Below are 25,554 nucleotides of genomic sequence, written 5' to 3' on the forward strand. Positions count from 1 at the left end.
GCATCAGGGACTGCGGCCGCGCCCCGGGCGCAGCGGCTGCTCGGGGAATGTGGTGTTTTTTCGGCGGGCGTTGGTTACGTTCGGGCGCGGTTGCGTTTAAGGCTGGGCTTTGGGCCCGGCCCGCGCCGCCCGCCTCCGCTTATGCGCCGACACGAACGCACCTTCCAATACTTTTTTTTCGGACAAGATTTCGCCGACGGCTTGCGCGTCACGCTCGGCATTCTGCTGCCCACCTTGCTGCTGGCCCAGCTTGGGCAGTTCGAGCTGGGCCTGACCGTGTCGCTGGGGGCGGTGTGCGCCAGCCTGACGGACATTCCCGGGCCAGTGATTCACAAGCGCAACGGGCTCTGGATCTGCACGGCGCTGATTTTTGTGGTGGCCCTGCTCACCGGCGTGGCCCGCCTGAACGTGTGGGTGCTGGGCGGCGAAATCCTGCTGCTCAGCTTTGCCCTGACCATGCTGCTGGTCTACGGCGCCCGGGCCGGGGCCATCGGCTCGGCCGGGCTGCTGATCATGATTCTGACCATGGACCGCGCCATGACCCTGCCCGAGCTGGCCGGCTACGCGGGGCTGGTGCTGCTGGGCGGGGTGTGGTACACGCTGCTGTGCCTGCTGTTTTTTCGCATCCGGCCCTACCGGCCGGCGCAGCGGGCTCTGGGGGAGTGCATTCACGCCATTGCCGAGTATTTGCGCCTCAAGGCCGAATTCTACGACCCTGAAACCAGCCTCGACCGCGACTACCGCCAGCTGGTGCAGCAGCAGGTGGCGGTGAGCGAAAAGCAGGACGCGGCCCGCGAGCTGCTGTTCAAGTCGCGCATGATCGTGCGCGAAACCACCGGCACCGGCCGCCGCCTGGTACTGACCTTCGTGGATGCAGTGGACCTCTACGAGCAGATTACGGCCACCTACTACGACTACGCCGCCCTGCGCCAGCGCTTCAACCACACCGGCGTGCTGGCCGACGTGGCCCGGCTGATTCGGGTGATGGCCGTGGAGCTGGACCACATCGGGCTGGCCATTCAGGCCAACCGCGCCCCCGCCGTGCCCCACGACCGGCTGCCCGAGCTGGAGCAGCTCAAGGCCCGCATCGACCGCATCGGGGAAGAGGAGCCGGGCTCCAACCTGGTGCTGCGCAAGATCCTAGTGCAGCTGCGCAACCTGCACCAGCGCCTGGCCGACATCAGCCGCGAAACCGACCCGACCTACCGCGCCCCCGCCCCCAACGGCGCCGCCGAAGCCGACTACAGCCGCTTCGTGTCGCACCAGTCCCTGAGCCCCGAGCTGCTGCTGGGCAACCTGACCATGTCGTCGGCCACGTTTCGGCACGCCTTGCGGGTGAGCGTGGCGGCCATCATCGGCTTCGCGGTGGCGCGGCTGCTGGTGAGCGGGCACCACAGCTACTGGATTGTGATGACCACGGTGTATATGCTCAAGCCAGGCTTCAGCCTGACCAAGGAGCGCAACATTCAGCGCGTGACGGGCACCCTGGTGGGCGGCCTGATCGGGGTGGCCGTCATCTGGCTGGTGCCCAACGAGCTGGCGCAGTTCGGCTTCCTGCTGCTGTTTATGATAACGGCCTACAGCTTCCAGCGCCTGAACTACGTGGTGATGGTCACGTTTCTGACGCCCTTTCTGGTCATCATGTTTCACTTCCTGGGTGTGCGTTACGTGGCCGTCATCGAGGAGCGCGTTATCGACACGGTTATCGGCTGCGCCATTGCCCTGACTACCGGCTACGTGCTGTTTCCGCGCTGGGAATCGGAGCAGCTGACCACTTACATGCGCGACGCGCTGCAGGCCAACCGCTACTACCTGCACCGCCTGGGCGAGTGCCTGGGCGGCGGCACGCTCAGCACCACCGACTACAAGCTGGCCCGCAAGGATGTGTACATCAGCTCGGCCAACCTGGCGGCGGCGTTTCAGCGCATGCTCTCCGAGCCCAAAAGCAAACAGCGCCACGAGGCCGAAGTGCACCAGTTCGTGGTGCTGAACCTGATTTTGTCGTCGAACATTGCCACGCTGGCCGCCGCGGCGCGCGGCGGCAGTCTGCCCGCCCGGCCCGCCGAGGCGCTGAAACCGGTGCGGCAGGCGCTGATGCTGCTCACGGAAAGCCTGCGCAAGCTGGGCCCCGCCGACGTGCCGGAGCTGGCACCGCTGCCCGCCGCCCCGCCGCCGCCCGCCACCAAGCCCGCCCCGGCCGGGGAGGAGCGGCTGTTGCAGGAGCAGCTGGAGTTTGTGCAGAAAGTCAGCAGCGACCTGCGCAAGGTGACGGACGTAGTGGCCGCGTAGGCGCCGCCTTACTCGTAATACTGGTACTGGTAGCGGTAAAACGCCGGTTTGTCGGCGCTGCTGCGGGTGGTTTCGCCGGCCGGCAGCCCATCGGGCTGGTAAGACAGCACCAAGTACCGGGGCTCCCAGAGGTAGCGCGTGCCAAGCAGCCGACGCTGCTGCCCGATGAGCTGGTCCTGGTTGTTGTAGGTGTTGGTGGTGACGGTGCGAATGGACGCCTGCCCGAAGGCTGCGCTACGCGCCCCAGGGCTGGCGGTCAGGGGCTGACGGACGTTGGTTGACACCAGCGTCGTGTAAGCCGGCGTCGGCACAAAGTCCCAGGTAGTTATCAGCTGGTGCTCGGCCAGGCGCTGCCGGGCGTCGTAGCGAAACAGGGCGGTGGGCCGGAAGCTGGCCGGCGAGCGGTGCAGCAGCGCGGGCAGCTGCCCAAACGGTACCTGCCCGGCCCGCTGCCGAGCCGCCCGCAGAGCCCGGACCACATCCACCGCGCCGGTTTCCTGCGTTTGCCCGTCGCGCCGCAGCTCATACTGCAGCTGCGTGCTCCGGTGGCGCCCCTTTGGGGTGTAGCTGCTCACCAGCGTCAGCACCGTGTCGGCGCTCAGGGCAAAGCGCCAGGTGCGGCGGAAGCCGGTTTGGGGAAAATGATAGCGCCCTACCGTCAGAAACCAGAACCGGGCTTCCGTCAGCAGCGTGTCGCCGAGGGCGCGGCGCTGCAGCTCGCACACCGTGGTGCGGCGGCCGCTGGGCTGCAGCACCTCGCAGCGGCCCCGGCCGAGGGCCGGGTTGTAGCTGTAGATGGTGGTGAAGGAGCGGCCCGGCACCGGGTGAATCACCATGGAGGTGCAATGACCCGCATCGTCGTAGCTCCACTGGCGGCGCTCCTGCCAGCCCCCGCCGGTGCGGCACAGCAGGGTGCGGCGGCCGTACGCGTCGATTTCCTGGTATTCCACGGTGTCGCGCACGGCGCCTTCGTCGTCGAGGCGCACCTTCAGTACTGCGCGCACCCGCTGTCGGGCGTACAGCTGCCGCGTGGCCGGGTCGGGTTCCGGGAGCAGGGGCGCGGTGGGGTCGTCCAGCGCGGGGGGCGGGGGCGGGGGCGGGGGCGGGGCCTGAGCCGGAATCGGGCCGGCGGCGGCGGCCGCCGAGGGGCTGCGCTGCCCTGCGGCCGGCAAGGCCAGCAGCAGGCTGCCTGCCAGCAGCCGCGTAGGTAGTGAGGTACGAAACACAGGAGGCAGATATATAGCCCTTAAACATACCGCCGCCGCGGCCGAAATAAAAGGTCGGCCGCCGGAATACACGCGGCGTCGGGAGGCGCCGCCCAGCCGCCTGCTGAAGCGGCCGAAAACGCGGCCCGGGCTGCGCCAAGCAGGCGCCCGTGCACGAAAAAGCCCGGCACCGCTGGGCGGCGCCGGGCTTTTTCGTAGGGGCTCTACAAGCCGGGCTTACTTGGCCGCCGGGCCGCCGGGTTTCAGCGTGCGGCCCAGCCAGTCGAAGAACACGCGGTTCCAGAGCACCGAGTTCTGGGGTTTCTGGATCCAGTGGCCCTCGTTGGGGAAATAGAGGAAGCGGCTCGGAATGCCGCGCAGCTGCGCCGCCCCGAAGGCTTCCATGCCCTGACCCTCCGGCACGCGAAAGTCCTTGCCGCCGTGGATAACCAGAATGGGCGTATCCCACTGGCCCACGAAGTTGGCCGGGCTGAACTCCTGGTAGCTCTTGGGTGCGGTTTTGTCCCAGGGCGCGCCCTTAAACTCGTAGTTGGCGAAGAACATTTCCTCCGTCGTGGGGTACCAGCTCGTCAGGTCGTAGAGGCCCGCGTGGGCAATAAAGGTCTTGAAGCGGGCCTGGTGGTGGCCCGCCAGGTAGTACACCGAAAAGCCGCCGTACGAGGCCCCCACGCAGCCGCGGCGGTCCTTGTCCACGTAGGGCTCCTCACTTACCTTGTCGATGGCGGAGAGGTAGTCGCGGATGGGCTGCCCGCCCCAGTCGCCGCTGATCTGGTCGTTCCACTCGCGCCCGAAGCCCGGCAGGCCGCGGCGGTTGGGAGCCACCACGATGTAGCCCTGCGCGGCCATCAGAGCGAAGTTCCAGCGGTACGAAAAGGCCTGGGTGATGGGGCTCTGCGGGCCGCCCTGGCAGTACAGCAGCGTGGGGTACTTCTTGGCCGGGTCGAAATCGGGCGGGTAGATGACGTACACCTGCATCTGCTTGCCGTCGGTGGTCGTCACGCGGCGGTTTTCCACCTTGCCGGTTTTCACCTGGCCCAGCACGTCCTGGTTGAGCTGCGTCAGCGGGGTTTCCTGGCCATTCCTGAGGCTGACGCGCACCACTTCGGCCGGGCTCTGCATGGTCGTGCGGTTGCAGATGGCCACGTCGGGGCCGGCCAGCTCGAAGCTGTTGTAGTTCTGCAGGCCTTTGGTCAGCTGCTTGATCTTGCCGCCCTTGCTCGGGACGGCAAACAGCTGCTCGGTGCCCTCCACCACGGCCGCGAAGTAGATGGTTTTGCCGTCGGCCGCCCAGCGCACGTTGGCCGCGCTCAGCTCCGAGCCCTTGGTAATGTCCTCGTGCCGGCCGGTCTTCAGGTCGTGCACGACGATGGCGTTGCGGTCGGCCTCGAAGCCCGGCGTGGCCATGCTCAGCCAGGCCACCCGCCCGCCGTCGGGCGAAAACACGGGCTCGATGTCGTAGCCTTCCAGGCCCTGCGAGAGGTTCTGCGTTTTCCCGTCGCGCACCGAGTACAGGTAGATGTCGGCGTTGGTGCTGGCGGCCTCGGCCCGGCCGGAGAGCTTGCGCGAGGTGTAGGCCAGCCAGTAGCCGTCGGGCGAAAAAGCCAGCTGCTCGGAGCCGGCCAGGGGCCGCACCGGCGCGTCGAAGGCTTCGCCGGCCAGCACGTCCTTGCCGTAGCCGGTCGGGCGGCCGTCGTCGCCCACGGGCTGGAAAAACACGTGCGAGGCCTTGTCGTCTTCCCACTGCGTCCAGTGGCGGTAAAACAGGTCGTCGTAGAGCTTGGCGTCGGCCTTGGGCAGGTCGGGGTAGAGGTCCGGCAGGCCCTGGCGCACCTTCACATCCTGGGTGTAGAGGATGAACTTGCCCGAGCCGGCGTACTTCAGGTTCGAGAGGCTTTCGTCGGTGAACTCACTGAGTTTCTGCCGGCCTGCGCCGTCGGCATTCATGGCGTAGAGCTGCGGCCCCTGGCCTTCGTCGGCCAGGAAGGTCAGCCGGCCGTCGGGGCGCCAGTTCAGGGTGTTTTCGCTGTAGGGCGTGCTGGTGAGCTGCTTCACCGTGCCGCCGGCCACCGGCACCGTATAGATGTCGGTGTTGCCGCGGTTGGCGCCCAGGTCGTAGCGCGTGACGGTAAAAGCCACGGTTTTGCGGTCGGGCGACACCTGCAGCTCGCCCAGGCGGCCGAGCTTCCAGAGCAGCTCCGGCGTGAGCGTCTGCTGGGCCGAGGCGGAGAGCGTAGCGCCGGCCAGCACGGCCAGCAGCAACGGTTTTTTCATGGGGGAAAGGCGGGGAATGTGAAGCCCCGAAGGTAGGCAGCCCCGCGGGCTTTTGAGCCGGCGGGTCGGCGCATTTTGGGGTACCTTTGCCGGAGCATGACGGCAAACTCCCGGCAGATGAAGCTTTTGCAGCGCCCGGCCCCCAGCGGGCGGGGCGCCCGCGGCCCCGCGCGCCAATTGGTACTGCTGCTGGCGCTGCTGCTCAGCGGCCTGCTGCGGCCCGAGCGGCCCTTGGCCGCTGCCACCGCCGTTGTGGCCCGCCAAACCGACGAGGCCCTGGCCGCCTGCGCCCGGCACGCGGTGCTGGCGGCCCTGCTCCCGGGCGCCGAGGTGGCCGCGCCGCAGCCACCGCCCGAGCCGCTGCCATTGCCGTCCGCCCTGCTTCTTCCAGCGCTACTCCAGCTGCCGGACTTCCTGCCCAGCCCGGCTCTGCCCGCCGCTACCCGGCCGGGCCTGCGTGCGCACCTCGGCGCTACCGCCCGCCTGACATCGGAAGTCCCGAACGGGCCGTAGTAAGGCCGTACAGTCGAGCTTCGTCCCGGCTGTTTACTTCGTTCGTTCACGGGCACACCCCGGGCGGCTGTCGGCTGACGGCTGTCCGGCGGCAACGGCCCGTGCTTTTTCCCTTCCGAGTCCTGCGGTGGCCCGTCGGCTGACGAGCTACCGCCTTTGCGGCGTGTCCGCCACCCTTCCCATGCCCACTACCGTTGCCCCACCCGCGTCGTCGCTGGCCGATACGCTCAAAAATACCGCCCTCGTCGTTCTGGGCATTCTTTCCGCTGCCTTCGGGCTGAAGGGCTTTCTGCTCGGCAGCCACTTCATCGACGGCGGCGTCACCGGCGTGTCCATGCTGCTGGCCCAGGTGCTGGGCCTGCCGCTGGCCGCCCTGCTGCTGGTCATCAACCTGCCCTTCGTCATCCTGGGCTACCGGCAGATCGGTCGCCTGTTCGCCCTGAAAAGCGCCCTGGCCATTGCCGGCCTGTCGGTGGCGCTGGCGGTACTCCCCATCCCCGACATCACCCCCGACAAGCTGCTGACGGCCGTGTTCGGCGGCTTGTTCATCGGCGCCGGCATCGGCCTGGCCATGCGCGGTGGCGCCGTGCTCGACGGCACCGAAATAGCCGCCCTGCTCATCACCAAGCACAGCCCGCTGGTTAAAGTCAGCGACGTGATTCTGATTCTGAACGTGTTCATCTTCACCGCCGCCGCGTTTTTTCTGGGCAAGGAGCCGGCGCTGTACTCCATCCTGACCTACGTGGCGGCTTCCAAGTCGCTGGATTTTCTGCTCAACGGCCTGGAGCAGTACACCGGCGTCACCATCGTGTCGGATCTGAGCGAGGAAATCCGCGAGGCCATTACCGAGAAGCTGGGCCGCGGCGTGACCATCTACCAGGGCAAGCGCGGCTACGGCAAGCGCGGCGACCGAAACGTGGACCGCGACATCGTCTTCACCGTCGTCACCCGCCTGGAGCTGCCGCAGCTGCGCACCGAAGTCCGCCGCATCGACCCCGCAGCCTTCCTCATCCAGCAAACCGTCGACGACGCGGAGGGCGGCATGGTGAAGAAACGGCCGCTGCACTAAGAGGCGGGATAATAATTGGAGCGTCATGCTGAGCCCCGCCAAGCATGACGCTCTTTTTGTTTAGTATCTGCACATTCCTAGCCAGCTACCAGCTTTACTTTTGACTTCCCGGCGCCGTGCCCGGCGCTTCGCATCATGCCCGATTTCCGCCTCCGCGTTTTCCAGGCCGTGGCCCAGCACCTGAGCTTCACCAAGGCGGCCCAGGAGCTGTGCATCACCCAGCCGGCCGTCACCAAGCACATCCGCGAGCTGGAGCGCAGCTACGAGCAGCGCCTCTTCGAGCGGCGCGGCAACCGCGTGAGCCTCACCGAAGCCGGCCAATTGCTGCTGCGTTACGCCGGGCAGGTACACGAGCTGCACCACCAGCTGGCCGAGCAGCTGCACACCCTGCACGACACCACCGCCGGCCGCCTGCGCCTCGGAGCCAGCTCCACCCTGGCCCAGTACGTGGTGCCGCCCATTCTGCCCGGCTTCCAGGCCCGCTACCCCCGCGTCGAGCTGACCTTGCTCATCGGCAACTCCGAGCAGGTGGCCGAAGCCCTGCTGCGCGGCGAAATCGACCTGGGCCTGGTGGAAGGCCAGGTGAAAAACCGCGACCTGCACTACGAATTCCTGCTCGACGATGAGCTGGTGGCCGTGCGCCGCGGCACCGGCGCGGCCCTGGCCCCGCAGCCGCTAGCCGAGGTGCTCCGGCACCCGCTGGTGCTGCGCGAGCGGGGTTCCGGCACGCTGGAAGTGCTGGAGCTGGCCCTGCGCGACCGGGGCATCCGCCTGGCCCAGTGCCGCGTGGCCATCTACCTCGACAACACCGAGGGCATCAAGTCCTACCTCGAAGCCGCGCCCGAGTGCGTGGGCTTCGTGTCGGTGCGCGGGCTGAAAAAGGAGCTGGCCAGCGGCGAGCTGGCGGTGGTGCCCATCGAGGAGCTGCGGCTGACGCGCCATTTCGAGGCCGTGTGGCTGCAGGGGCAGCCCCTGCTGCGGGCCGCCGAGCAGTTTCTGCGCTACGCCCACCAGCAGTTCGGAACTACGGATAAGGCATGATGGTCAGCTGGCTGGCGCAGAATGCCTACGTCCGGCACCAAGTTCGGGCCCACGGATAACGCGTGATGCTGAAACGGCTGGCTATGATGTCAGCGGCAGCGGGTGTATTTGGCATAATCGGCTGCCCGGGGCGCGTCATTTATCGGTAGTCTATAACCAGAAGTAATTGCTGATAAATATTATTGATAACCTGTTGGGGAGGGAAGGTCGTAATTTTGGGGACTCCCACCTAGTTCCCTTCCACCCGTGAAACTCGCTCACCACCCCACTGCGGCGCCTGCCGAAGAAGACTGTAGGCACGCCGTTCCGCTCGGGCACCGCGCCCTGCTCACTGTCGGTACTCACCGCGTTACGCTGCAAATGCTGGCCTTCGGGCTGGCCTTGCTGATCTGCCTCACGCCCTGGGGCTCCCCACCATTGGCCCTGGCCCTGGGCCTGGCGCTGGCACTGACCATCGGCAACCCCTTCCCCGCGCAGAGCAAGCAGTACACCAGCAAGCTGCTGCAGTGGTCGGTGGTCGGGCTGGGCTTCGGCATGAACGCCCACGCGGCGCTGCGGGCCGGGCAAGAGGGGCTGCTGTTCACCGTGGCCTCCATTTTCGGCACCCTCACGCTGGGCTACTTGGTGGGGCGCTGGCTGGGCATTGCGCCCAAAACCTCCCACCTCATTGCCAGCGGCACCGCCATCTGCGGCGGCTCGGCCATTGCGGCCGTGGGCCCGGTAGTAAAGGCCTCGGACGAGGAAATGTCGGTGGCGCTGGGCACGGTGTTCGTGCTCAACGCCGTGGCGCTGTTCCTCTTCCCGGTTATCGGCGAAGCGCTGAGCATGACGCAAAACCAGTTCGGCCTCTGGGCCGCTATTGCCATTCACGACACCTCGTCGGTCGTGGGCGCCGCCAGTCACTACGGCGACCAGGCCCTGCAGGTGGCTACCACCGTGAAGCTGGCCCGCGCCCTCTGGATTATCCCGGTGGCGCTGGGTACAGCGGTGCTGTTTCGCACGCCCGGCGCCAAAGTCAAGCTGCCCTACTTCATCCTGGGCTTCATCGCGGCCATGCTGCTGACCACCTACGTGCCCGCGCTGCAGCCGCTGGGCCCCTGGATGGTGAAGCTGGCCAAAATCGGCCTGACGGTGACGCTGTTTCTCATCGGCGCCGGCCTCAGCACCCAGGTGCTCAAGGCCGTGGGGCCGAAGCCGTTTATGCAAGGCGTGCTGCTGTGGCTAACGATTTCGGCCGCCTCGCTCTGGGTGATTCTGCACACCGTCGCTTAATACCAACCCCTCCCGCCGCTCCCACCCGCTGCAGAGCTCCGGCCGATAAGCCGGGGCTCTGTTACTTTTGTAGTCTTTCCCAGGATTACCGGCGTGGTTGCCTGAGCAAAGCTGCTGGCGCCGCCACTCAGCCTTGACCGCCAGTCAACAGAACCAGAATCGGTGGCCAAATCGTCCGTCGAATCCGCGTAATCCGGGAACCTCGTCAACTCCGTGCTTTATGAAGCTGCCCGCTTTTCAGGACCTCATTATTTTCGAAAACGACGACTACATCGTCATCAACAAGCCGCCCTTCCTGGCCACGCTCGACGAGCGGGTAGGGGGTGCGCCCAACATCCTGCGCCTGGCCCGGCAGCACTACGACGACATCCAGGCCTGCCACCGCCTCGACAAGGAAACCAGCGGCGCCCTGGCCCTGGCCAAGAACCCCGAGGCCTACCGCAACCTCGCCATGCAGTTCGAAGACCGGAAAGTGCGCAAGGTCTACCACGCCGTGGGCTGGGGCGTGCACCACTTCGACGGCCTGCGGGTGGAGCGCAACATCGAAACCACCACCAAGGGCAAGGCCCGCCTGGCGCCCGGCGGCAAGCACGCCGAAACCCTGGTGCGCACCCTCGAAACCTACACCCGCCACACGCTCTTCGAGTGCCTGCCCGTCACCGGCCGCATGCACCAGATTCGTCTGCACCTAATGTACCTGCAGGCCCCCATCATCGGCGACAAAATGTACGGCGGCGAGGATTTCTACCTTTCCACGCTCAAGCGCAAGTTCAATATGAAGGAAGGCGAGGAGGAGCAGCCTTTCATCAAGCGCTTCGCCCTGCACGCCCGCCAGCTCACCTTCGCCGGCCTCGACGGGGAGCCCATCAGCGTAGAAGCCGAGTACCCCAAGGACTTCCGCGTGCTCGTCGACACCCTGCGCCAGTACAGCTAGACCAGTCAGTTGACAGTAACGGCCGGTGCGCCAGGAGCAATGTAAGCTCCCGGGGCGCCGGCCGTTTTTATTGGCCTGGCTTACCGACGCTCAAACACCGCTAGCCGCGTGTAGCCCTTCTCCGGCTTGCGGGCGTCGCGGCGCACCGAGTCTTCGCGCACCAGCCGCAGCCGCGCATCCTGCCGTAGCTGCCCGTAGCTCACCCGCGCTTCGGTGGGCGAGAACCAGTTGTCCCAGAGCAGCAGCGTACCCGCCGGCACGGGCTTATCCTCGCGCCAGGTATTCGACAGCTGGTGCCGCGTGCTATCAAACGGGTCGATGCCCAACCCGATGCCCCAGTACGGGTGGTCCCAGAGCAGAAGGCGGCCGGCCGTGCGTGGCTGGAGCTGCGCGGCTACGTCTTCGATGAGCTGCTGCTCGGCCGGACGGCTGAAGTCGGTGCGCCAGCGGAAACCGGTGCGGGCGCCAGTGAGCGGGAAGACTAGCACGGCGGCGGCCAGCACGTAGGCCACCGTAGCCCGCCGCGGCTCCGGGGCGAGGCTGGTCAGCAGCACTAAGCCCTGGAGGGCAATGACGGCCATCAGCGGCACCATAGCGTCCATCACCCGCGTCATGCCGAAGGAGGCAAACAGGCCCAGGGCCCAGAACACCGTGTGCGCGCCGAGGTAGGTCACCACGCTGCCGTATACCAGCAGCCGCTCGGCCCAGCGGTAGGCGGGCGGGCGGGCCGCGTCGCGGGCCGTGAGCCAGTTCAGCACCCCGGCCAGCATGCCCAGCCAGAACAGCCCCAGCAGCACCCAGCCCAATATTCCCGGCAGCTGCTGCACGAAATGGCCCCAGCGGCCCGCGCCGTAGTGCGAAATGGTTTCGTAGGCGTTGCGGTGAAACACCCAGCCCAGGTCGCGGTACACCACGGCGCCGGCCACGCTATAAACGACGTAGCCGAAGGGTAGCCAAGGCAGCACCCGCCACTGCCGCGTCAGCCCCAGGTATACCGCCCACACGGCCAAAATAAGGAAGCCCTCGGAGCGCACGAAGGGCAGAAACGACAGCACGATGGCCGCCGCGGTAGCCCGGTTGCGCACCGTCAGCGCCGCGCCGCTCACCAGCAGCAAACTGAACAACGGCTCGGTCAGCCCCGAAAACTGAATGCGGAAATAATCCGGGGTGCAATACACGAACAGCACCGCCAGCCAGGGCCAGCGCAGCCGCAGCCCCGCGGCCACGCGGTAGGCCTGCCAGGCCGCCAGCGCCGCCACCGCGCAGTTGAAGAGCTTGATGCCGATAAAGCCCGCCTGGCTCGGCAGCACCGTCAGCAGCACGAACACCGGCTTGGCCCAGGAGTCAAAGAAGTTGTCGGGGTGCGCGGGGGCGTAGCGGCTGAACAGGTAGTGGTTGATACTGTCGCCCAGGTCGTAGGTATTGCCCGTCAGAAAGGCCGTCAGCACCGAAATCAGCAGGCCGGCCAGCGTCAGGCGCAGGGCCCAGCGGTGGTCGGCCGGGGCCGGTGGGGGAGGGGCCGGCAGGCGCGGAATAGCCAGGGAATCGGCGAAAATCATGCGTAGCAGCGTTGGGGCGCCGAAGATACGGCAGCCCGGTCGGGAGGGCCTGAATTGGATTAATTACGCTACTGCTTTGCTTCTCAAGCAAAAAGCACTAATTTTGTGTCCGTTTTTCCCGGACCCTTTCTTCTTTCTCAGGGTTTCGGGCTGAATCGTAAATACTTACCCAACCCCACAAGAAACTGATCCATGGATCATCTGAGCTTCAAGACGCGCTCGGTGAACAAAGCCTCGGCCGATAAGGCCTGGGTTGTTGTTGACGCCAGCGACAACACGCTCGGGCGAGTGGCCAGCCAGATTGCCAACATTCTGCGCGGCAAGCACAAGCCCTCGTTCACGCCCAACGCCGACTGCGGCGACTACGTCATCGTCATCAACGCCGACAAGCTGCGCGTGACCGGCAAAAAGTTGACGGACAAGATCTACCTGCGCCACACGGGCTACCCCGGCGGTCAGCGTAGCATCAACCTCCGCGACAAAAAGGCCAAGAACTCGGCCTCGGTTATCGAGCACGCGGTGAAAGGCATGCTGCAGGGCAACCGCCTCGGCGCGGCCCAGTACCGCAACCTGTTCGTGTACGCCGGTGCCGAGCACCCGCACGAAGCCCAGCAGCCCACCACGGTTTCGCTGACCAACCTGTAAAAAACCGCGTAGCCCCGCTGCGGGCCGCGTCTCATTGATTCTCAACTCATGGAAATCACCAACACCTCTGGTAGAAGAAAAACCTCGGTGGCGCGCATCTACATGCAAGCCGGGCAAGGGAATATCACTATCAACGACCGGGACATGAAGTCGTACTTCAGCAACGAGCTCCTGGAAACCATCGTCAACCAGCCCTTCGCTACGGTCGATGCCGTGGGTAAGTACGACGTGCAAGTAAACGTGCACGGCGGAGGCATCGCCGCTCAGGCCGAAGCAATTCGCCTGGCTATTTCGAAGGCCCTGGTTGAAGAAAACGCCGAAGCCCGTCCGGCCCTGAAGAAAGAAGGCTTCCTGACCCGCGACCCCCGCATGGTGGAGCGTAAGAAGCCGGGCCGCCGCAAGGCTCGTCGTTCGTTCCAGTTCTCGAAACGCTAATCTTCCAGAGGAACTCCTATCATGGCTCAGTCCGTAACCTATAAAGACCTGCTGGATGCTGGTGCCCACTTTGGTCACCTCACCCGTAAGTGGGACCCGAAAATGGCCCCGTTCATCTTCATGGAGAAGAACGGCATCCACATCATCGACCTGAACAAGACCCTGGCGTCGCTGGAGCAGGCCACCTCGGCCATCCGCAACATCGCCAAGTCGGGCCGCAAAGTAATGTTCGTAGCCACGAAGAAGCAGGCTCAGGAAATCGTTTCGGACGAAGCGAAGCGCCTGAAAATGCCCTACGTGACCGACCGTTGGCTGGGTGGCATGCTCACCAACTTCGCCACCGTGCGTAAGTCGCTGAAGAAGATGAGCACCATCGACAAGATGGTGAAAGAGAATACCGCCTACGCCGCCCTGGCTAAGCGCGAAAAGCTCATGATGAACCGCGAGCGTGAGAAGCTGGAGCGCGTACTGGGTGGCATTGCCGACCTGAGCCGCCTGCCCGCCGCCCTCTTCATCGTGGACGTGAAGCGTGAGCACATTGCCGTGAAAGAGGCCCAGAAACTGGGTATCCCGGTATTCGCCATCGTCGACACCAACTCCAACCCCGAGCTGGTCGACTTCCCGATTCCGGCCAACGACGACGCCTCGAAGTCGATTTCGCTGATCATCAACGCTGTCGGCAAAGCCATCGAAGAAGGCCTGTCGGAGCGTAAGGTGGACAAAGAAGACGCCGACCGCAAGCAGGCTGACGAAGAAGCCATCCAGGAAAAGCAGACCGCCGACGAATAGTCCCGCACTGCCCCTGATTTGAGAGGAGGGAACATTCGAAGCACACAGGCTCCGGTTGTTCCCTTCTTTTTTAGTTGACAGTTATGGGTTGTCAGTTGTCAGGCTGTTCTGAAGCCCTTCGCGCTGACAACCAGCAACTGACAACTGATAACTACCGAGAAACCCTCATCAACCTCTCCCAATTTTCACCGCTATGGCAATTACCGCCCAAGACGTGAACAAGCTGCGCGCTATGACCGGCGCCGGCATGATGGACTGCAAAAAAGCACTGACCGAAGCCGATGGTGACTTCGAGCAGGCCAAGGACATCCTGCGCAAGCAGGGCCAGAAAATTGCCGACAAGCGTTCGGACAACACCACCTCGGAAGGCCTCGTGCTGGCTAGCGTAAGCGAAGACGGCACCAACGGCAAGCTGGTGGCCCTGGCCTGCGAAACCGAGCCGGTAGCGAAAGTAGCTGACTTCAAAGCCCTGGCCCAGCTGGCCATCGACGCGGCCGTGAAGAGCAACGCTGCGACCAAGGAAGACCTGCTGGCCGCTCCGCAGGCCGACGGCCGCTCGCTGCAGGAGCACATCACCGATCTGATGGGCAAAATCGGCGAGAAAATCGACGTGGTGGCTTACGCTACGCTGAACGCTGAGAAAGTGGCTTCGTACATCCACTCGGACAACAAGAAAGGCGTACTGGTGGGCCTGAAGAACACCGGCGGCACCGACGTAGCCGGCGTAGGCCGCGACGTCGCTATGCAGATCGTCGCCATGCGCCCCGTAGCCGTTGACAAAGACGGTGTGGACTCGGCTACCGTGGAGCGTGAAATCGAAATCGGCAAAGAGCAGGCACGTGCCGAAGGCAAGCCGGAGGCTATGCTGGAAAAGATTGCTCAGGGCAAGCTGAACAAGTTTTACAAGGAAAACACCCTGCTGAACCAGGAGTTCGTGAAAGACGGCTCGCTGACCATCGCCCAGCTGCTCGACAAGACGTCGAAAGGCATGACGGTGACGGACTTCAAGCGCGTAACCATTGGTGCGTAAAACCCCTAGTAACTAATACGTAAAAAGCCCGTCGGCCCCTGCCGGCGGGCTTTTTTTATGAACAAAGGGGAACTAGAACGCTTTTCAGCCGTACATGCATTCCCAATCACATATGATATCATGCTAAAATATCTTCATTACAGTAGGTTTAAATATTTAATATCGTCCTAACTATTTGGATGATACCGATAAAATGTTAGCTTTGATGGTATCAAAATGGGAATATTATTCACCTAGTAAAATGGTGCGTTAAGCCAGCAAAGTCTCTGGTTCGGCGAAATTACGGCCTTAAGCAGGCTGTCGGGCCGCGAATTCAGATCTGTAACGCCCATTTTTGTACCCCGCTCTTCCACCGGCCTCTTGCCACTGCAACAATCTAACTTTTTCCAACAATGAAACTTAGCGCTACGCCTTTTCACCGCGCCACCGGTGAACTGCTGCCCGCTTACAGGGACGCTTACCTGCGCGGGGACCTCACAAGCGAGAATACCGAACTGGTGGATGCTTATCTGAAAGCCAACAAGGACCTGGCTGACGAGACGCTCCGCCGCTTCTACGAACTGAAAAACACGGGCCACAGCGTCAAGCCGGTAGGCTGGGTGCAGCGGCAATTCGACCTGATCCGAACCGAACCGGAGCGTTTCCGCCGCCGGGCAGCCACCCTGGTAATGGGCGGTGCCCTCGTTGGCGGGGCCGTGTTTGCCGGCACCAACCTGCCCAACACGCCGACGGAGAACCTGCCGGCCGTGGCCGAAGTGGCGGATGCCGCAATGGGCACCGAGGCCGCCAGCGCCGTGCGCATGGTTGCCGTGCGCGGCCGCATTCTTGATGAAAACGGCCGGCCCCTGGTGGGCGCCACCGTGCTGCAGAAGGGCACGCGCGTAGGCGTCAGCACCGATGCCAACGGTACCTACACGATGCGGGTGCCGGTGGGCCAGAAAGCCACGCTGCAGTACGCCTACGGCGGCTACGCCGAAGAAGAGCTGCAGGTACGGGCCGGCGCTACCGAAAACGTAACCCTGGTACCGCGCGCTGCTGAGCGGGCCCCGAAAAAGCGCTGGCTGTTCTTCTAACCGAAGGCAAGGCCAGCGGCGCAACATTGAACGCAAGAAGCCGGTTCGCCGCCTGGGCTTGACTTTACTGCAAAAGTCCCTCTGCCACGGTGGAGGGACTTTTGTCGAGCCCGGCCGGGCTATTGTTTCCATGCTTCCTGACTGCCGAACCTCCGCTACATGAGACTTCCTTTTCTGCACAAAACGGTTGTGAAGAAAATTACGGGAGACGCATTAGGCATCGAACGTTACAAGGCCGACGCGGTTATCAACAACCTGCTGCGCGACCTGCCCGAGCTGGTTGCGGCGGCGGTAGTGGATATCCAGTCGAAGAAAACGTTGGCGGCCTACACCACCGTAGCCAGCTTCGACCCCTACAAAATCAGCAGCCGCAACGCGGAGCTGATTAGTCAGACCCAGAAAAACCTGACCGCGCCGTGGCTGGCCGGCCAGCAGCTCAACGACCTGGTGATTGTGCTCGACGAACAGCTGCACTGCCTGCGCACCACGCCCGACGGGCAGCGCCTGTGTTACGTAGCCGTACGTCTGGCCGACACCAACATGGCGCTGGTCCGCGACGTGATGCGTCGTCATTCCAACTGATTTTTTTAAACATCCACCTTTTTTTTCTCGCCTTTCATGGCAAACATTACCCCCCAACAAGCCGTTCAGAACATTCTGAAAGAACTGCCCTCGCTCGTAGCAGTTGCCGTTGTCGAAACCGAAACCGGCATGCCGCTGGCCCACCATTCCAACCTGGCTACGTTTGACGCCGAAACCGCCGCTGCCTACAACACGGAGGTTATCAAACAAAAGCTGAAAGCCATCCAGGCCCTGAAGCTGAACCAGACGGTGCAGGACATCCTGCTGACCCTGACCGACCAGCTGCACCTGCTGAAGCTGTCGGCCGACGGCGGCAAGTTCATCTACCTGGCCGTAAACTCGGCCGACACGAACCTGGCAATGGCTCGCCAGGTACTGAAAGGCCAGGCTTCGGTGCTGAACTAAGCTTCCCGTTTGCCTGTAACAGAAAAGCCCGCTGGCCTTGCGCCAGCGGGCTTTTCCGTTTCTGTGCTGCAGCCGAAACGACTTCGGCGCCTGGTCATGGATTGGCGCGTTGCCAGGCGCGCAACCGCGCGTCGGCGTTGCGCCGCACGCTGAGGTAGTACAGCCCGTAGTCGTTGAGGTGGTAGGAGTGGCGCAGCTCCCACTTGCCGGGCAGCGGAAACCGGAAGTAGCCGCGGCGGCCCGACGGGTGCGTCCAGAGGATGCCCTTGTGCACTTGGGCATCGGCTACGCCGGGCTGGTCGAGGCGCTTGAAGGAGAGGGGCACGCTGCCGCGGTTCAGGCGGGCGGGCGCGTAGGCCGTATCGACGCGCCAGGTGAGCGGATTAGTGACCAGGGCGCCGTCGTAGGGCGGGTAGTCGTTGCCCCAGGAGCCGGTGTTCCAGCTCACGTAGCAGCCGGTTTGCAGCGAGTCGCGGCAGGGCCGCAGCACCCGGTAGCCCAGCGTGTCGACGTTCAGCCCGACGAGGTAGGCCGCCACGAGGCGGCGGCGCAGGGCCGGGTCGCGGTCGAAAAACTCGCGCAACAGCCGCCGGGCGTGGTAGGTACCCTGGCTGTGGGCGGCAATGATGATGGGCCGGTTCTGATTGTAGTGGGCGAGGTAGTACTCGAAAGCCGACTTCACATCGGCGTACGCTAGGGCCAGGGCCTGCCGGCTGTTGGCGGTACTGTCGAAAAACGAGTAGAGCGTGGCTTGCCGGTAGCGCGGGGCGTACACGCGGCCGGCGGCATTGAACACGCTGGCCTGGGTGCGGATGCTGTAGCGGTCGGTGTAGCGGTTGACGTGGCGGTTGGCAATAGCCGTGTTCCAGCCCCGCGGGCGGACGCGCGTGGTCAGGTGCAGAAAGAACACGTCGGCCGGGGCACTGGCCTGCCGGCTGCGCAGGCCGGAGTGCAGCGGGACGGCATCGGCCGAATCGGCGCGGGTGGGCAGGGTAGCCCAGCTCTCGGGCCGGCTGTAGTCGGGCACGGGCGGCGGGGTGTAGTGCGCGAAGCTGCGCAGGGGCTTGAGCAGCCGGATGCAGCCGCTGCCCAGCAGCAGCACGACCAGCCCCGCCAGCCACAAGGAGCCCAGCCGTAATGGGGCGCCCATGCGGCTAGTTCGACTGGGGCGTGGTGCCCGCGTCCGGCGTGGTCGGCGCAGCGGGCTTGGCGTCGGTGAACGTGTTTTCGAGCAGGCGCTCCTGGCGGAAGTACGTCAGCTTGCCGCTGCGGTCGAAGCGGGCGCGCACCTGGGCCAGCGTCTGCTGGTACTGGTTCAAGGACTTGCGCAGGGAGCGGCCGCGCTCCTGGAAGGTGGCCGTCACGGCGCCGTCGGCGTCGGGGGCGCTGATCTGCAGCGTGCTCGGGTCGAAGCTGATGCGGCTTTCGGTGAATTCAGGGAAGTGCGTGCGGTTCAACTCATCCTCGATGCCGGCGGGCGTGGTGTTCTGCAGGGAGAAAAAACGCTCGACTTGGGGGGCAAAGTGCTGACTGGCGTTGAAAGGGGCCGTCAGCAGGTCGTTGTAGAAGGCCGTGAGGGCCCGCTGCACCCGGGCGCGGGTGGCTGCCTCCAGCGCGGCCGCGTCGGTGACGGGGTCGGTGGTGCTGCCGGTTACGGCCGAATCGAGGGGCGATGAGGTCAGCGGAATGGTGGGCTGCACGCGCACCGTTTCGGGCGCCTGCACGGGCGGCAGATCCAGCTGAGCGGCCTGCGGACCTTCTTCCACCGCTACGGCGGTGGTATCGGCGGCAGTGATGGAGTTGCTGGTCAGGCGCTCGGAGCTGCGGTTGCCGAGCACGAGGTAGCCAATCAGCGCCAGCAGCGCCAACACACCACCGATGATGAGCACCATCCCCAGCGGGGACTGGCGCGGGGCATCTTCCACGGGGGCGTCGTACGCGGCGGACGGCGGGCCCACGGGGCCTTCCGTGGGGCGGTGGGTACCGGGGTCGAGCACCACCGGCTCCAGGGGCGGCGTGTTGTAGGGCGCGGCCACCGGCGGCAGCAGCGGGTCGTCGATGGGCGGCGGGATGACGTGGGGGCCGGCCACCGAGGCGGGCGCATCCAGCGAAAACGGCGGCACCGCCACGGGTTCGGCCGGTACATCGACCGGGGCAGCTACCGGGGCGGCGTTGGTTTCGCCAAACAGCAGCTGCTGCTTCAGCTTGTTGAATTCGTCCTGGGTGATGGCGCCCGCGTCGAGCATTTCCTTGAGCTGACGCAGGGTGTCGAGGGGAGACGGGGTAGGCTTATCCATGGGGAGCGGAGGAGGACCGGCGGTTCAGGCTACTTACGGTCAAGCGCGGACAGTCGGTCACGCCGGCGCTGCACCAGAATTTTGCGGCGCTCGGTTTCGGTGGCGTTCTGGGTGAGTTTCTGCTGGTCGTCCTTGATTTTGGCGGCGTGCTGCACGTTCTGCTCGCGCAGCTGCTGCATCTTGGCCAGGTTGCTCACCGTGTCGGCGGCCAGGCTCTTGATTTCCTTGTCGAGCCGCACTTTTTCCTTTTCGGCGTCAGCCAGCTGCTTTTCGGCCGCTTCCACCTCGCGCTTGTAGTGGTAAGGGCGGTAGTCCCGGGCAAAGTTCTGCACCATGGTGCGCAGGGCGGCAAACTCCGAGGCAGTCTTGTCCGGGTCGAGCCAGGTGCTGCCGTTGTCGAAGGCGGCAAAGACCTGCAGCTCGGCGGTGCTGTCGGTGGGGGCCACCACGTTGGTATAGAGGTCGAGCAGCTTGCCCGACACGCTCGATACCGGCGTCTGCTTGGCCAGCAGCACGTCCTTGTTGCCGCCAATGCCGAGCACGCCGCCCGCCCGCAGCTTGATGTTGTAACTGTCCTTCAGAAACTGCTGCCAGAACTCGCGGGCTTCCTTGGCGGGGCCTTCCACCTGCACTTTCAGGGCCGGCCGTTCGCGCTTGTCCACGCTGACGGTACTCGTACGCACGTCGTATACCTGCGCGGCGGCGGGGGCGGCGCGCAGGCCCAGCAGCAGCAGCCCGGCCAGCAGGCCGCGGAAGAAGGGGGTTGTCATCGGGGAGGAAGTTGCGGTGAGAGAGAGTGGAAGCCAGGCTATACCAAATCGTGGCGTTCGAGGGCGGCGCCGAAGTCGGTGCGCATATCGGCAAAGCGTCGCAGCACGGCGGCCACGAAGGTTTCGTCGAGCAGCTGCGGCAGCTCGGCGTCGCCGCCCAGCAAATCCAGCTCGGCCACCTTGTAGGTTTGTTCCAGCGGGCCCTGCTCGCACTTGAGCAGGTACTTGCCGTTCCACGCCAGCAGCGTGAGTTTCATGTCGGGGTGCGGAATGTCGGCTACGTGGCGCATGGGCGGGTATTTGGCGGGACGAAGATACCACCTTGGGACGGCAAACGCCGGGCCGCCCAAACCGCGGTTCGGGCCCGCTCGTACACCACCGTAGCTGCCGCGCTTGTTTCACCCCAACCATCCACAGCCATGCCACAGGGAGATAAGTCCAAGTACACGGACAAGCAAAAACGCCAGGCCGAGCACATCGAGGAAGGCTACGAACAGCGCGGCCTCTCGGAAGAAGAAGCCGAGCGCCGCGCCTGGGCCACCGTCAACAAGCACGACGGCGGCGGCAAAAAGCCCGGCGGCTCCGGCCGCAAGTCCAGCTAAACGTCTTGCTGATACAAACGAAAAACGGCCGCCGGAAGCCCCGGCGGCCGTTTTCTGCTTACCGGGCTAGGCCGCCTTCACAACGACGCTGCATGCCCGGCGCTAGCCCGCGGGCGGCGTCTGCCGGGCCCGCGGCAGCTTAAATTCCAGCGTGGTGCCCTGCCCGGCGCTGCTGCGCACCCGGATGGTGGATTTGTGCGCCTCCACGATGTGCTTGCTGATGGCCAGGCCCAGGCCCGAGCCGCCCGCGTCGCGCGAGCGGCTTTTGTCGATGCGGTAAAACCGCTCGAAGATGCGGCGCTGGTGCTCCTCGGCAATGCCTTCGCCGTCGTCGTGCACGCTGATGCGCACCGACTTGCTCACGTCGGCGAGCCGCACCGTGACGTGGCCCTGCTCGCGGCCGTACTTGATGGCGTTGTCGATCAGGTTGATGAGCACCTGGCGGATGCGGTTGCGGTCGGCCAGCACCGGCATGCCCTCCGCGGGTAGCACTTCGGGCTGCAGGTGCAGGGTCACGTGCCGTTTGGCGGCTTTCTGCTCCAGCTGGTCGAAGATTTCGCGCACCAGCAGGGCCAGGTCGAAAGCCTGCCGGCGCATGCGCACCACGCCTTTCTCCAGCTGCGAAATCGTCACCAGGTCCTGCACCAGCGCATCGAGGGCATCGAGGGCAGAAGCGGCTTTGAGCAGGAACTTCTCGCGGATAAACACCTCGTCTTCGCCCGCGTCGAGCACGGTGTAGACGAAGCCCTGGGCGGCGAAAATCGGCGTTTTCAGCTCGTGCGACACGTCGGCCAGAAAGTCGGAGCGCAGCTGCTGCAGCCGCCGCAGCTCGTCGATTTCCTTCTGGCGGCGCACGGCCATGTCGAGGATTTCCTCGCGCATGCGCTTGAGCGGCTCGGGCCGGAACAGGAACTTGTTGGAGAGCTTCTTGAACTCCTTGCGCTTGACGTGCTCCAGGCCCGAGTAGATCTGGTTGACCTCGCGGAACATCAGGGCCTCAAACGAGAGGTACACCAGCAGAAAACAGGCGGCCACCGTCATGCCACCCGCCAGCACGGCCTGCTGAAACGGCAGCCGCGGCACCGTGGAGGCAAACAGCGTGAGCACGCCCGCCACCAGCAGCGCGATGATGACGGCAATGGCCCGGGACGACAAATGGAGGCGAAACACGAACGGAATGGGCGCCTCCTGGGCCGAAAACGCGCTGCGGACGGCCGGCTCCTGCACGACGCGGCCCACCACGGCGCGCCACAGCCCGGCGACGGTTTGGTTGGTTTTCACCGCAAAAGTCGTTGTTTAAATGGCTAAATGGTCAAATTGTTAAATGGCTGGTCGTTCCAGAAGTCAGAACGACCAGCCATTTAACAATTTGACCATTTAGCCATCAGTCTTAATTATCCGCGTTGAACTTGTAGCCCACGCCCTTAATGGTCTGGATGTGGTGTTCCCCCACTTTCTCGCGCACCTTGCGCACGTGCACGTCCACGGTACGGGCCAGCACGAACACGTCGTTGCCCCAGATGTTCTGCAGCAACTCGTCGCGGCCAAACACCTTGTGGGGCGAGGCGGCCAGGAAGGCCAGCAGCTCGAATTCTTTCTTAGGCAGCGTGATTTTGCGGCCGTCCTGATACACGGCAAAGCCCGTGCGGTCGATGCGCAGCCCGTTGATGTCGATAACGTCGGACTGCGGGCCGGCGGGCTCCAGGTCGCGGCGCACTACGGCGGCCAGGCGGCTCATCAGCGCCCGGGGCTTGATGGGCTTGCTCAGGTAGTCGTCGGCGCCGGCGTCGAAGGCGGCCACCTCCGAAAACTCCTCCGAGCGGGCCGTCAGAAACAGGATGTAGGTGTCCTTGAAGCGGGGCATGGCGCGCAGCTCGCGGCAGGCCGCAATGCCATCGAGGTGAGGCATCATCACGTCGAGCAGGATGATATCGGGCCCGAACTGCGGGGCCACTTCCAGCGCTTTGCGGCCGTCGGGGGCCGTCGCCACCTCGTAGCCTTCCTTGCGCAGGTTGTATTCGAGCAGCTCCACAATGTCCGGGTCGTCGTCGACTACCAGAATCTTGTAGGGCGTGGAAGCGGAAGCGGCAGAATGTTGCACGGCGGGAATGACTTAGGTGAGCAAAGGCACGCGTTGCGCCACAAAAATACCGCCTGGCCAGGGAGTGTGCGTGTTACCATATTGTGAACCACGGATTCGACGGATTCATCCGGATTACACGGATTTCGTAGACGATTCGGAACCGGATGGTGCTGCGGCTTAAGGCCGTGACGCCATTTAGGTTACTCCGTGCCTTCCGGATAGCAATTGCCCAGCATCCGTGTAATCCGGATGAATTCGTCGAATCCGTGGGTTAGTTCTTGGCCACCACGGCCAGCTTGTTTTTCAGGCCGCTGACTTTGTACATATCAATCTTCACCGAGCCCACGAACATTTCCGCCTCGAACAGCACCGGAATCTTGTTCCGGTCGTCGGAGAGGTACACGGAAATGGCGTCTTCGCCGCGGAACAGCTTGTTCTTGGGCATCCTGGGCGTCAGGCGGATGGCGCGGATGACGCCAGCCTTGGTTTCCACGTTCTGCCGGCCCATGTACTTCACCGTCATGTCGAACACCTCGTCGTCGAAGAAGCCCTTCACGTTGATCATTTCGCCCACTTTGCGGTTCGAGTAGTCGAGCGTGCGCAGAAAATAGAAGCCGCTGACGAGGTCCTGCACGTTGTCGGGCACCTTGTACGACTCGCGCTTGATCTTGGTCTTGTCCCGTTTGTGCGACTCCACGTCCACCGTGTTCTTGTAGTGGTCGAAGTCCACGGTTTCGCGCTTGCGGTAGTTGTTTTCCTCGATGTTGCGGAAAAAGCGCTGCGGCAGAATGCTCGTCGTGTCGATGTAGGAGCGCCAGGTGTCGCGCACTTTCAGAAACAGGTCGAAGGAGCCGGTGGTGCGGCCCGTCACGGTGGCCTTGTAGCAGGGCCGCTCGTTCACCTTGTGCAGGTCGTCCGCCAGCTCGATAGTAGCTTCCGCGGCCGTAATCAGGCCGTAGTGCACTTTGTACTGCATCGTTTCGCCGCGCCGGAAACTGTCGTTGCGAATCGTGCGCGGCGCCTCGTTCGGCGCGAAGGCCATCAGGCCGACGCTCAGCAGGGCAGGTAGGGAAAGCAGAAGCCAGGGGCGACGGTTCATGTAAACAGGTAAACGATATGCAATCGGGGGCTTTTTGACGCTAGGCAAAGCAGGTGCCAAGCAAATATACCGCGGCGTTTTGCCCGGCGAAAGGCTTATACGGGATTTGCTGGCTGCGCAGATTAACGGCGGTTTATATAGTTGAAGTTCTGCGCGCTGCGAAAATAATCCGGCGGCATCCCAGCCGGAGCGACGCGGATTCCAGACGGGTCATTGAATGGTCACACCTTAATACTTCCGCGTAGCGCGGACGACGAGACGCAACTAGGCGCCTCTACAAACCGAGAAGACACAAAAAAGCCCGCTGCGAAGTGCAGCGGGCTTTTTCAGCAAATCAGCGGAGCTTACAGCGTGTCTTCGCCGTCCTCGGGGCCACTCAGGTCCACCGGAATGGCGGCGGCTACGGCTTCGGGCTCACCCTTGGCCATGGCGCGCACCTTGGCTTCGATTTCGTCGGCCAGCTCGGGGTTGTCCTGCAGGATGGTTTTCACACCCTCACGGCCCTGGCCGAGGCGGTTGCCGTTGTACGAGAACCACGAGCCCGACTTGGCAATAATACCCATATCGGTAGCCAGGTCGAGGATTTCGCCGACTTTGCTGATGCCCTCTCCGTAGATGATGTCAAACTCGACCACTTTGAAGGGCGGCGCGACTTTGTTTTTCACCACCTTCACCTTGGTGCGGTTGCCGGTTACGTTGTCTTTATCCTCCTTGATCTGGCCGATGCGGCGAATGTCGAGGCGGACGGAGGCGTAGAATTTCAGGGCGTTACCGCCGGTGGTGGTTTCGGGCGAGCCGAACATTACGCCGATTTTCTCGCGCAGCTGGTTGATGAAGATGCACAGGCAGCCGGTCTTGTTGATGGTGCCGGTGAGCTTGCGCAGGGCCTGCGACATGAGGCGGGCGTGCAGGCCCACTTTCGAGTCGCCCATGTCGCCTTCCAGTTCGCCTTTCGGCACCAGGGCGGCCACGGAGTCAATAACGATGATGTCGATGGCACCCGAGGAAATCAGCTGATCGGCAATTTCGAGGGCCTGCTCACCGTTGTCGGGCTGCGAGATAATCAGGTTTTCGGTGTCGATGCCGAGCTTCTGGGCGTACAGCGGGTCGAAGGCGTGCTCGGCGTCGATGAACGCGGCAATGCCGCCCTTCTTCTGGGCTTCGGCAATGGCGTGCATGGTCAGCGTGGTTTTACCGCTGGATTCCGGGCCGTAAATCTCAACGACGCGGCCCCGGGGCAGCCCACCAATGCCGAGGGCAATGTCGAGCCCGAGCGAACCGGTGCTGATGGCGGGAATGTCGCCGACCTTGTTGTCGCTCAGCTTCATGACGGTGCCCTTGCCGTAGGCTTTGTCAAGCTTGTCCATCGTGAGCTGAAGCGCCTTCAGTTTCTCGGCTTGTTGGTTGACCGTCTTGTCAGTGGTAGCAGCCATGTGTTGCTGGGGGTTGGGGAGATATGATGTAGGTTTGAAAGTCCTTTCGGGCCAGGCGGCCAGCGGCGAAGCTACGACGGTAAAAACCGCGCTAGCGTCCGTTGCAGGCAGCTTTTTCTAACACAGCCGACCGCCTT

25 protein-coding genes are annotated in these 25,554 nt (G+C 64.0%); 14 read left to right on the plus strand and 11 right to left on the minus strand.

Annotated features, from left to right (window positions below; translation table 11 throughout):
- The first annotated feature begins 141 nt into the window (after positions 1 to 141).
- The gene (locus DLM85_RS11620; protein WP_111478272.1) at positions 142 to 2,289 is read left to right on the plus strand and encodes an FUSC family membrane protein; all 2,148 of its coding nucleotides are present in this window, start codon (positions 142 to 144) and stop codon (positions 2,287 to 2,289) included.
- Positions 2,290 to 2,297: 8 nt separating this feature from the next.
- Here DLM85_RS11620 and DLM85_RS11625 read toward each other — a convergent pair whose 3' ends face one another.
- Together DLM85_RS11625 and DLM85_RS11630 are read right to left on the minus strand one after the other, a co-directional pair.
- Complete coding sequence (locus tag DLM85_RS11625; protein WP_111478273.1) at positions 2,298 to 3,515, minus strand: hypothetical protein; 1,218 nt, start codon at positions 3,513 to 3,515, stop codon at positions 2,298 to 2,300.
- Between the two features lie 216 nt (positions 3,516 to 3,731).
- Positions 3,732 to 5,786 (minus strand): S9 family peptidase, encoded by a 2,055-nt coding sequence (locus DLM85_RS11630; protein WP_111478274.1) that lies wholly within the window; start codon positions 5,784 to 5,786, stop codon positions 3,732 to 3,734.
- A 96-nt stretch (positions 5,787 to 5,882) separates the two neighbouring features.
- On the opposite strand from DLM85_RS11630, the gene DLM85_RS25465 reads away from it, so the two are divergent.
- The 5 genes from DLM85_RS25465 to DLM85_RS11650 all read left to right on the plus strand — a co-directional run bounded on the left by DLM85_RS25465 (position 5,883) and on the right by DLM85_RS11650 (position 10,615).
- Complete coding sequence (locus tag DLM85_RS25465; RefSeq protein WP_165822116.1) at positions 5,883 to 6,299, plus strand: hypothetical protein; 417 nt, start codon at positions 5,883 to 5,885, stop codon at positions 6,297 to 6,299.
- Between the two features lie 181 nt (positions 6,300 to 6,480).
- Positions 6,481 to 7,368: a YitT family protein gene (locus DLM85_RS11635; protein ID WP_111478275.1), complete on the plus strand. Its 888-nt coding sequence runs from the start codon at positions 6,481 to 6,483 to the stop codon at positions 7,366 to 7,368.
- A 135-nt stretch (positions 7,369 to 7,503) separates the two neighbouring features.
- The gene (locus DLM85_RS11640; protein ID WP_111478276.1) at positions 7,504 to 8,409 is read left to right on the plus strand and encodes a LysR substrate-binding domain-containing protein; all 906 of its coding nucleotides are present in this window, start codon (positions 7,504 to 7,506) and stop codon (positions 8,407 to 8,409) included.
- 246 nt (positions 8,410 to 8,655) lie between these two features.
- A complete protein-coding gene (locus DLM85_RS11645) occupies positions 8,656 to 9,681 on the plus strand; it encodes a YeiH family protein (RefSeq protein WP_243635933.1) in 1,026 nt (341 codons plus the stop codon).
- Between the two features lie 220 nt (positions 9,682 to 9,901).
- On the plus strand, positions 9,902 to 10,615 hold the full coding sequence (locus DLM85_RS11650) for an RluA family pseudouridine synthase (protein ID WP_111478278.1): 714 nt from the start codon (positions 9,902 to 9,904) through the stop codon (positions 10,613 to 10,615).
- An 80-nt stretch (positions 10,616 to 10,695) separates the two neighbouring features.
- On the opposite strand, the gene DLM85_RS11655 is transcribed toward DLM85_RS11650, so the two are convergent.
- On the minus strand, positions 10,696 to 12,174 hold the full coding sequence (locus DLM85_RS11655) for a hypothetical protein (RefSeq protein ID WP_111478279.1): 1,479 nt from the start codon (positions 12,172 to 12,174) through the stop codon (positions 10,696 to 10,698).
- A gap of 192 nt (positions 12,175 to 12,366) precedes the next feature.
- On the opposite strand from DLM85_RS11655, the gene rplM reads away from it, so the two are divergent.
- The 7 genes from rplM (at position 12,367) to DLM85_RS11690 (ending at position 17,133) form a co-directional block, all read left to right on the plus strand.
- Entirely contained in the window at positions 12,367 to 12,819 is a 453-nt protein-coding gene (gene rplM, locus DLM85_RS11660) for a 50S ribosomal protein L13 (RefSeq protein ID WP_111478280.1), read from the plus strand.
- Positions 12,820 to 12,867: 48 nt separating this feature from the next.
- Positions 12,868 to 13,254 carry a 30S ribosomal protein S9 gene (gene rpsI, locus DLM85_RS11665; RefSeq protein WP_111478281.1) on the plus strand — a complete coding sequence of 129 codons (387 nt, stop codon included), beginning with the start codon at positions 12,868 to 12,870 and terminating at the stop codon, positions 13,252 to 13,254.
- Between the two features lie 21 nt (positions 13,255 to 13,275).
- A complete protein-coding gene (gene rpsB / locus DLM85_RS11670) occupies positions 13,276 to 14,043 on the plus strand; it encodes a 30S ribosomal protein S2 (RefSeq protein ID WP_111478282.1) in 768 nt (255 codons plus the stop codon).
- Between the two features lie 193 nt (positions 14,044 to 14,236).
- Positions 14,237 to 15,073, plus strand: a complete 837-nt coding sequence (tsf, locus tag DLM85_RS11675) for a translation elongation factor Ts (protein WP_111478283.1) — start codon at positions 14,237 to 14,239, stop codon at positions 15,071 to 15,073.
- A gap of 392 nt (positions 15,074 to 15,465) precedes the next feature.
- Entirely contained in the window at positions 15,466 to 16,146 is a 681-nt protein-coding gene (locus DLM85_RS11680; protein WP_111478284.1) for a carboxypeptidase-like regulatory domain-containing protein, read from the plus strand.
- 159 nt (positions 16,147 to 16,305) lie between these two features.
- Positions 16,306 to 16,728: a hypothetical protein gene (locus DLM85_RS11685; RefSeq protein ID WP_133257022.1), complete on the plus strand. Its 423-nt coding sequence runs from the start codon at positions 16,306 to 16,308 to the stop codon at positions 16,726 to 16,728.
- A gap of 36 nt (positions 16,729 to 16,764) precedes the next feature.
- A complete protein-coding gene (locus tag DLM85_RS11690) occupies positions 16,765 to 17,133 on the plus strand; it encodes a hypothetical protein (protein WP_111478286.1) in 369 nt (122 codons plus the stop codon).
- A 94-nt stretch (positions 17,134 to 17,227) separates the two neighbouring features.
- On the opposite strand, the gene DLM85_RS11695 is transcribed toward DLM85_RS11690, so the two are convergent.
- From DLM85_RS11695 to DLM85_RS11710, 4 genes are read right to left on the minus strand one after another with little or no spacing between them, the layout of a single operon-like run.
- Positions 17,228 to 18,283: a DUF3089 domain-containing protein gene (locus tag DLM85_RS11695; protein ID WP_111478287.1), complete on the minus strand. Its 1,056-nt coding sequence runs from the start codon at positions 18,281 to 18,283 to the stop codon at positions 17,228 to 17,230.
- Positions 18,284 to 18,287: 4 nt separating this feature from the next.
- Positions 18,288 to 19,430 (minus strand): SHOCT domain-containing protein, encoded by a 1,143-nt coding sequence (locus DLM85_RS11700; protein WP_111478288.1) that lies wholly within the window; start codon positions 19,428 to 19,430, stop codon positions 18,288 to 18,290.
- Positions 19,431 to 19,459: 29 nt separating this feature from the next.
- Positions 19,460 to 20,200, minus strand: a complete 741-nt coding sequence (locus DLM85_RS11705) for a hypothetical protein (RefSeq protein ID WP_111478289.1) — start codon at positions 20,198 to 20,200, stop codon at positions 19,460 to 19,462.
- A 38-nt stretch (positions 20,201 to 20,238) separates the two neighbouring features.
- A complete protein-coding gene (locus DLM85_RS11710; RefSeq protein ID WP_111478290.1) occupies positions 20,239 to 20,490 on the minus strand; it encodes a hypothetical protein in 252 nt (83 codons plus the stop codon).
- 129 nt (positions 20,491 to 20,619) lie between these two features.
- On the opposite strand from DLM85_RS11710, the gene DLM85_RS11715 reads away from it, so the two are divergent.
- Positions 20,620 to 20,802 carry a hypothetical protein gene (locus tag DLM85_RS11715; protein ID WP_111478291.1) on the plus strand — a complete coding sequence of 61 codons (183 nt, stop codon included), beginning with the start codon at positions 20,620 to 20,622 and terminating at the stop codon, positions 20,800 to 20,802.
- Between the two features lie 102 nt (positions 20,803 to 20,904).
- Here DLM85_RS11715 and DLM85_RS11720 read toward each other — a convergent pair whose 3' ends face one another.
- The 4 genes from DLM85_RS11720 to recA all read right to left on the minus strand — a co-directional run bounded on the left by DLM85_RS11720 (position 20,905) and on the right by recA (position 25,417).
- Positions 20,905 to 22,083: a sensor histidine kinase gene (locus DLM85_RS11720; protein WP_243635934.1), complete on the minus strand. Its 1,179-nt coding sequence runs from the start codon at positions 22,081 to 22,083 to the stop codon at positions 20,905 to 20,907.
- Between the two features lie 109 nt (positions 22,084 to 22,192).
- Positions 22,193 to 22,903 (minus strand): response regulator transcription factor, encoded by a 711-nt coding sequence (locus DLM85_RS11725; protein ID WP_111478292.1) that lies wholly within the window; start codon positions 22,901 to 22,903, stop codon positions 22,193 to 22,195.
- Positions 22,904 to 23,156: 253 nt separating this feature from the next.
- Positions 23,157 to 23,984 carry a DUF3108 domain-containing protein gene (locus DLM85_RS11730; RefSeq protein ID WP_111478293.1) on the minus strand — a complete coding sequence of 276 codons (828 nt, stop codon included), beginning with the start codon at positions 23,982 to 23,984 and terminating at the stop codon, positions 23,157 to 23,159.
- A gap of 344 nt (positions 23,985 to 24,328) precedes the next feature.
- Positions 24,329 to 25,417, minus strand: a complete 1,089-nt coding sequence (gene recA / locus DLM85_RS11735; protein WP_111478294.1) for a recombinase RecA — start codon at positions 25,415 to 25,417, stop codon at positions 24,329 to 24,331.
- Positions 25,418 to 25,554 lie beyond the last annotated feature (137 nt).

The sequence above is a fragment of the Hymenobacter edaphi genome, assembly GCF_003258365.1.
GTDB classification, from domain to species: Bacteria; Bacteroidota; Bacteroidia; order Cytophagales; family Hymenobacteraceae; genus Solirubrum; species Solirubrum edaphi.

What these genes read in the sequence shown, in the direction of transcription:
- DLM85_RS11685 (WP_133257022.1), top strand. Translation starts at nt 16,306, where the DNA reads ATGAGACTTCCTTTTCTGCACAAAACGGTTGTGAAGAAAATTACGGGA.
- DLM85_RS11650 (WP_111478278.1), top strand. Translation starts at nt 9,902, where the DNA reads ATGAAGCTGCCCGCTTTTCAGGACCTCATTATTTTCGAAAACGACGAC.
- DLM85_RS11715 (WP_111478291.1), top strand. Translation starts at nt 20,620, where the DNA reads ATGCCACAGGGAGATAAGTCCAAGTACACGGACAAGCAAAAACGCCAG.
- DLM85_RS11730 (WP_111478293.1), bottom strand. Translation starts at nt 23,984, where the DNA reads ATGAACCGTCGCCCCTGGCTTCTGCTTTCCCTACCTGCCCTGCTGAGC.
- DLM85_RS25465 (WP_165822116.1), top strand. Translation starts at nt 5,883, where the DNA reads ATGACGGCAAACTCCCGGCAGATGAAGCTTTTGCAGCGCCCGGCCCCC.
- rpsI (WP_111478281.1), top strand. Translation starts at nt 12,868, where the DNA reads ATGGAAATCACCAACACCTCTGGTAGAAGAAAAACCTCGGTGGCGCGC.
- DLM85_RS11630 (WP_111478274.1), bottom strand. Translation starts at nt 5,786, where the DNA reads ATGAAAAAACCGTTGCTGCTGGCCGTGCTGGCCGGCGCTACGCTCTCC.
- DLM85_RS11620 (WP_111478272.1), top strand. Translation starts at nt 142, where the DNA reads ATGCGCCGACACGAACGCACCTTCCAATACTTTTTTTTCGGACAAGAT.
- DLM85_RS11635 (WP_111478275.1), top strand. Translation starts at nt 6,481, where the DNA reads ATGCCCACTACCGTTGCCCCACCCGCGTCGTCGCTGGCCGATACGCTC.
- rpsB (WP_111478282.1), top strand. Translation starts at nt 13,276, where the DNA reads ATGGCTCAGTCCGTAACCTATAAAGACCTGCTGGATGCTGGTGCCCAC.
- DLM85_RS11710 (WP_111478290.1), bottom strand. Translation starts at nt 20,490, where the DNA reads ATGCGCCACGTAGCCGACATTCCGCACCCCGACATGAAACTCACGCTG.
- DLM85_RS11690 (WP_111478286.1), top strand. Translation starts at nt 16,765, where the DNA reads ATGGCAAACATTACCCCCCAACAAGCCGTTCAGAACATTCTGAAAGAA.
- DLM85_RS11695 (WP_111478287.1), bottom strand. Translation starts at nt 18,283, where the DNA reads ATGGGCGCCCCATTACGGCTGGGCTCCTTGTGGCTGGCGGGGCTGGTC.
- DLM85_RS11705 (WP_111478289.1), bottom strand. Translation starts at nt 20,200, where the DNA reads ATGACAACCCCCTTCTTCCGCGGCCTGCTGGCCGGGCTGCTGCTGCTG.
- recA (WP_111478294.1), bottom strand. Translation starts at nt 25,417, where the DNA reads ATGGCTGCTACCACTGACAAGACGGTCAACCAACAAGCCGAGAAACTG.
- rplM (WP_111478280.1), top strand. Translation starts at nt 12,367, where the DNA reads ATGGATCATCTGAGCTTCAAGACGCGCTCGGTGAACAAAGCCTCGGCC.
- tsf (WP_111478283.1), top strand. Translation starts at nt 14,237, where the DNA reads ATGGCAATTACCGCCCAAGACGTGAACAAGCTGCGCGCTATGACCGGC.
- DLM85_RS11680 (WP_111478284.1), top strand. Translation starts at nt 15,466, where the DNA reads ATGAAACTTAGCGCTACGCCTTTTCACCGCGCCACCGGTGAACTGCTG.
- DLM85_RS11655 (WP_111478279.1), bottom strand. Translation starts at nt 12,174, where the DNA reads ATGATTTTCGCCGATTCCCTGGCTATTCCGCGCCTGCCGGCCCCTCCC.
- DLM85_RS11700 (WP_111478288.1), bottom strand. Translation starts at nt 19,430, where the DNA reads ATGGATAAGCCTACCCCGTCTCCCCTCGACACCCTGCGTCAGCTCAAG.
- DLM85_RS11640 (WP_111478276.1), top strand. Translation starts at nt 7,504, where the DNA reads ATGCCCGATTTCCGCCTCCGCGTTTTCCAGGCCGTGGCCCAGCACCTG.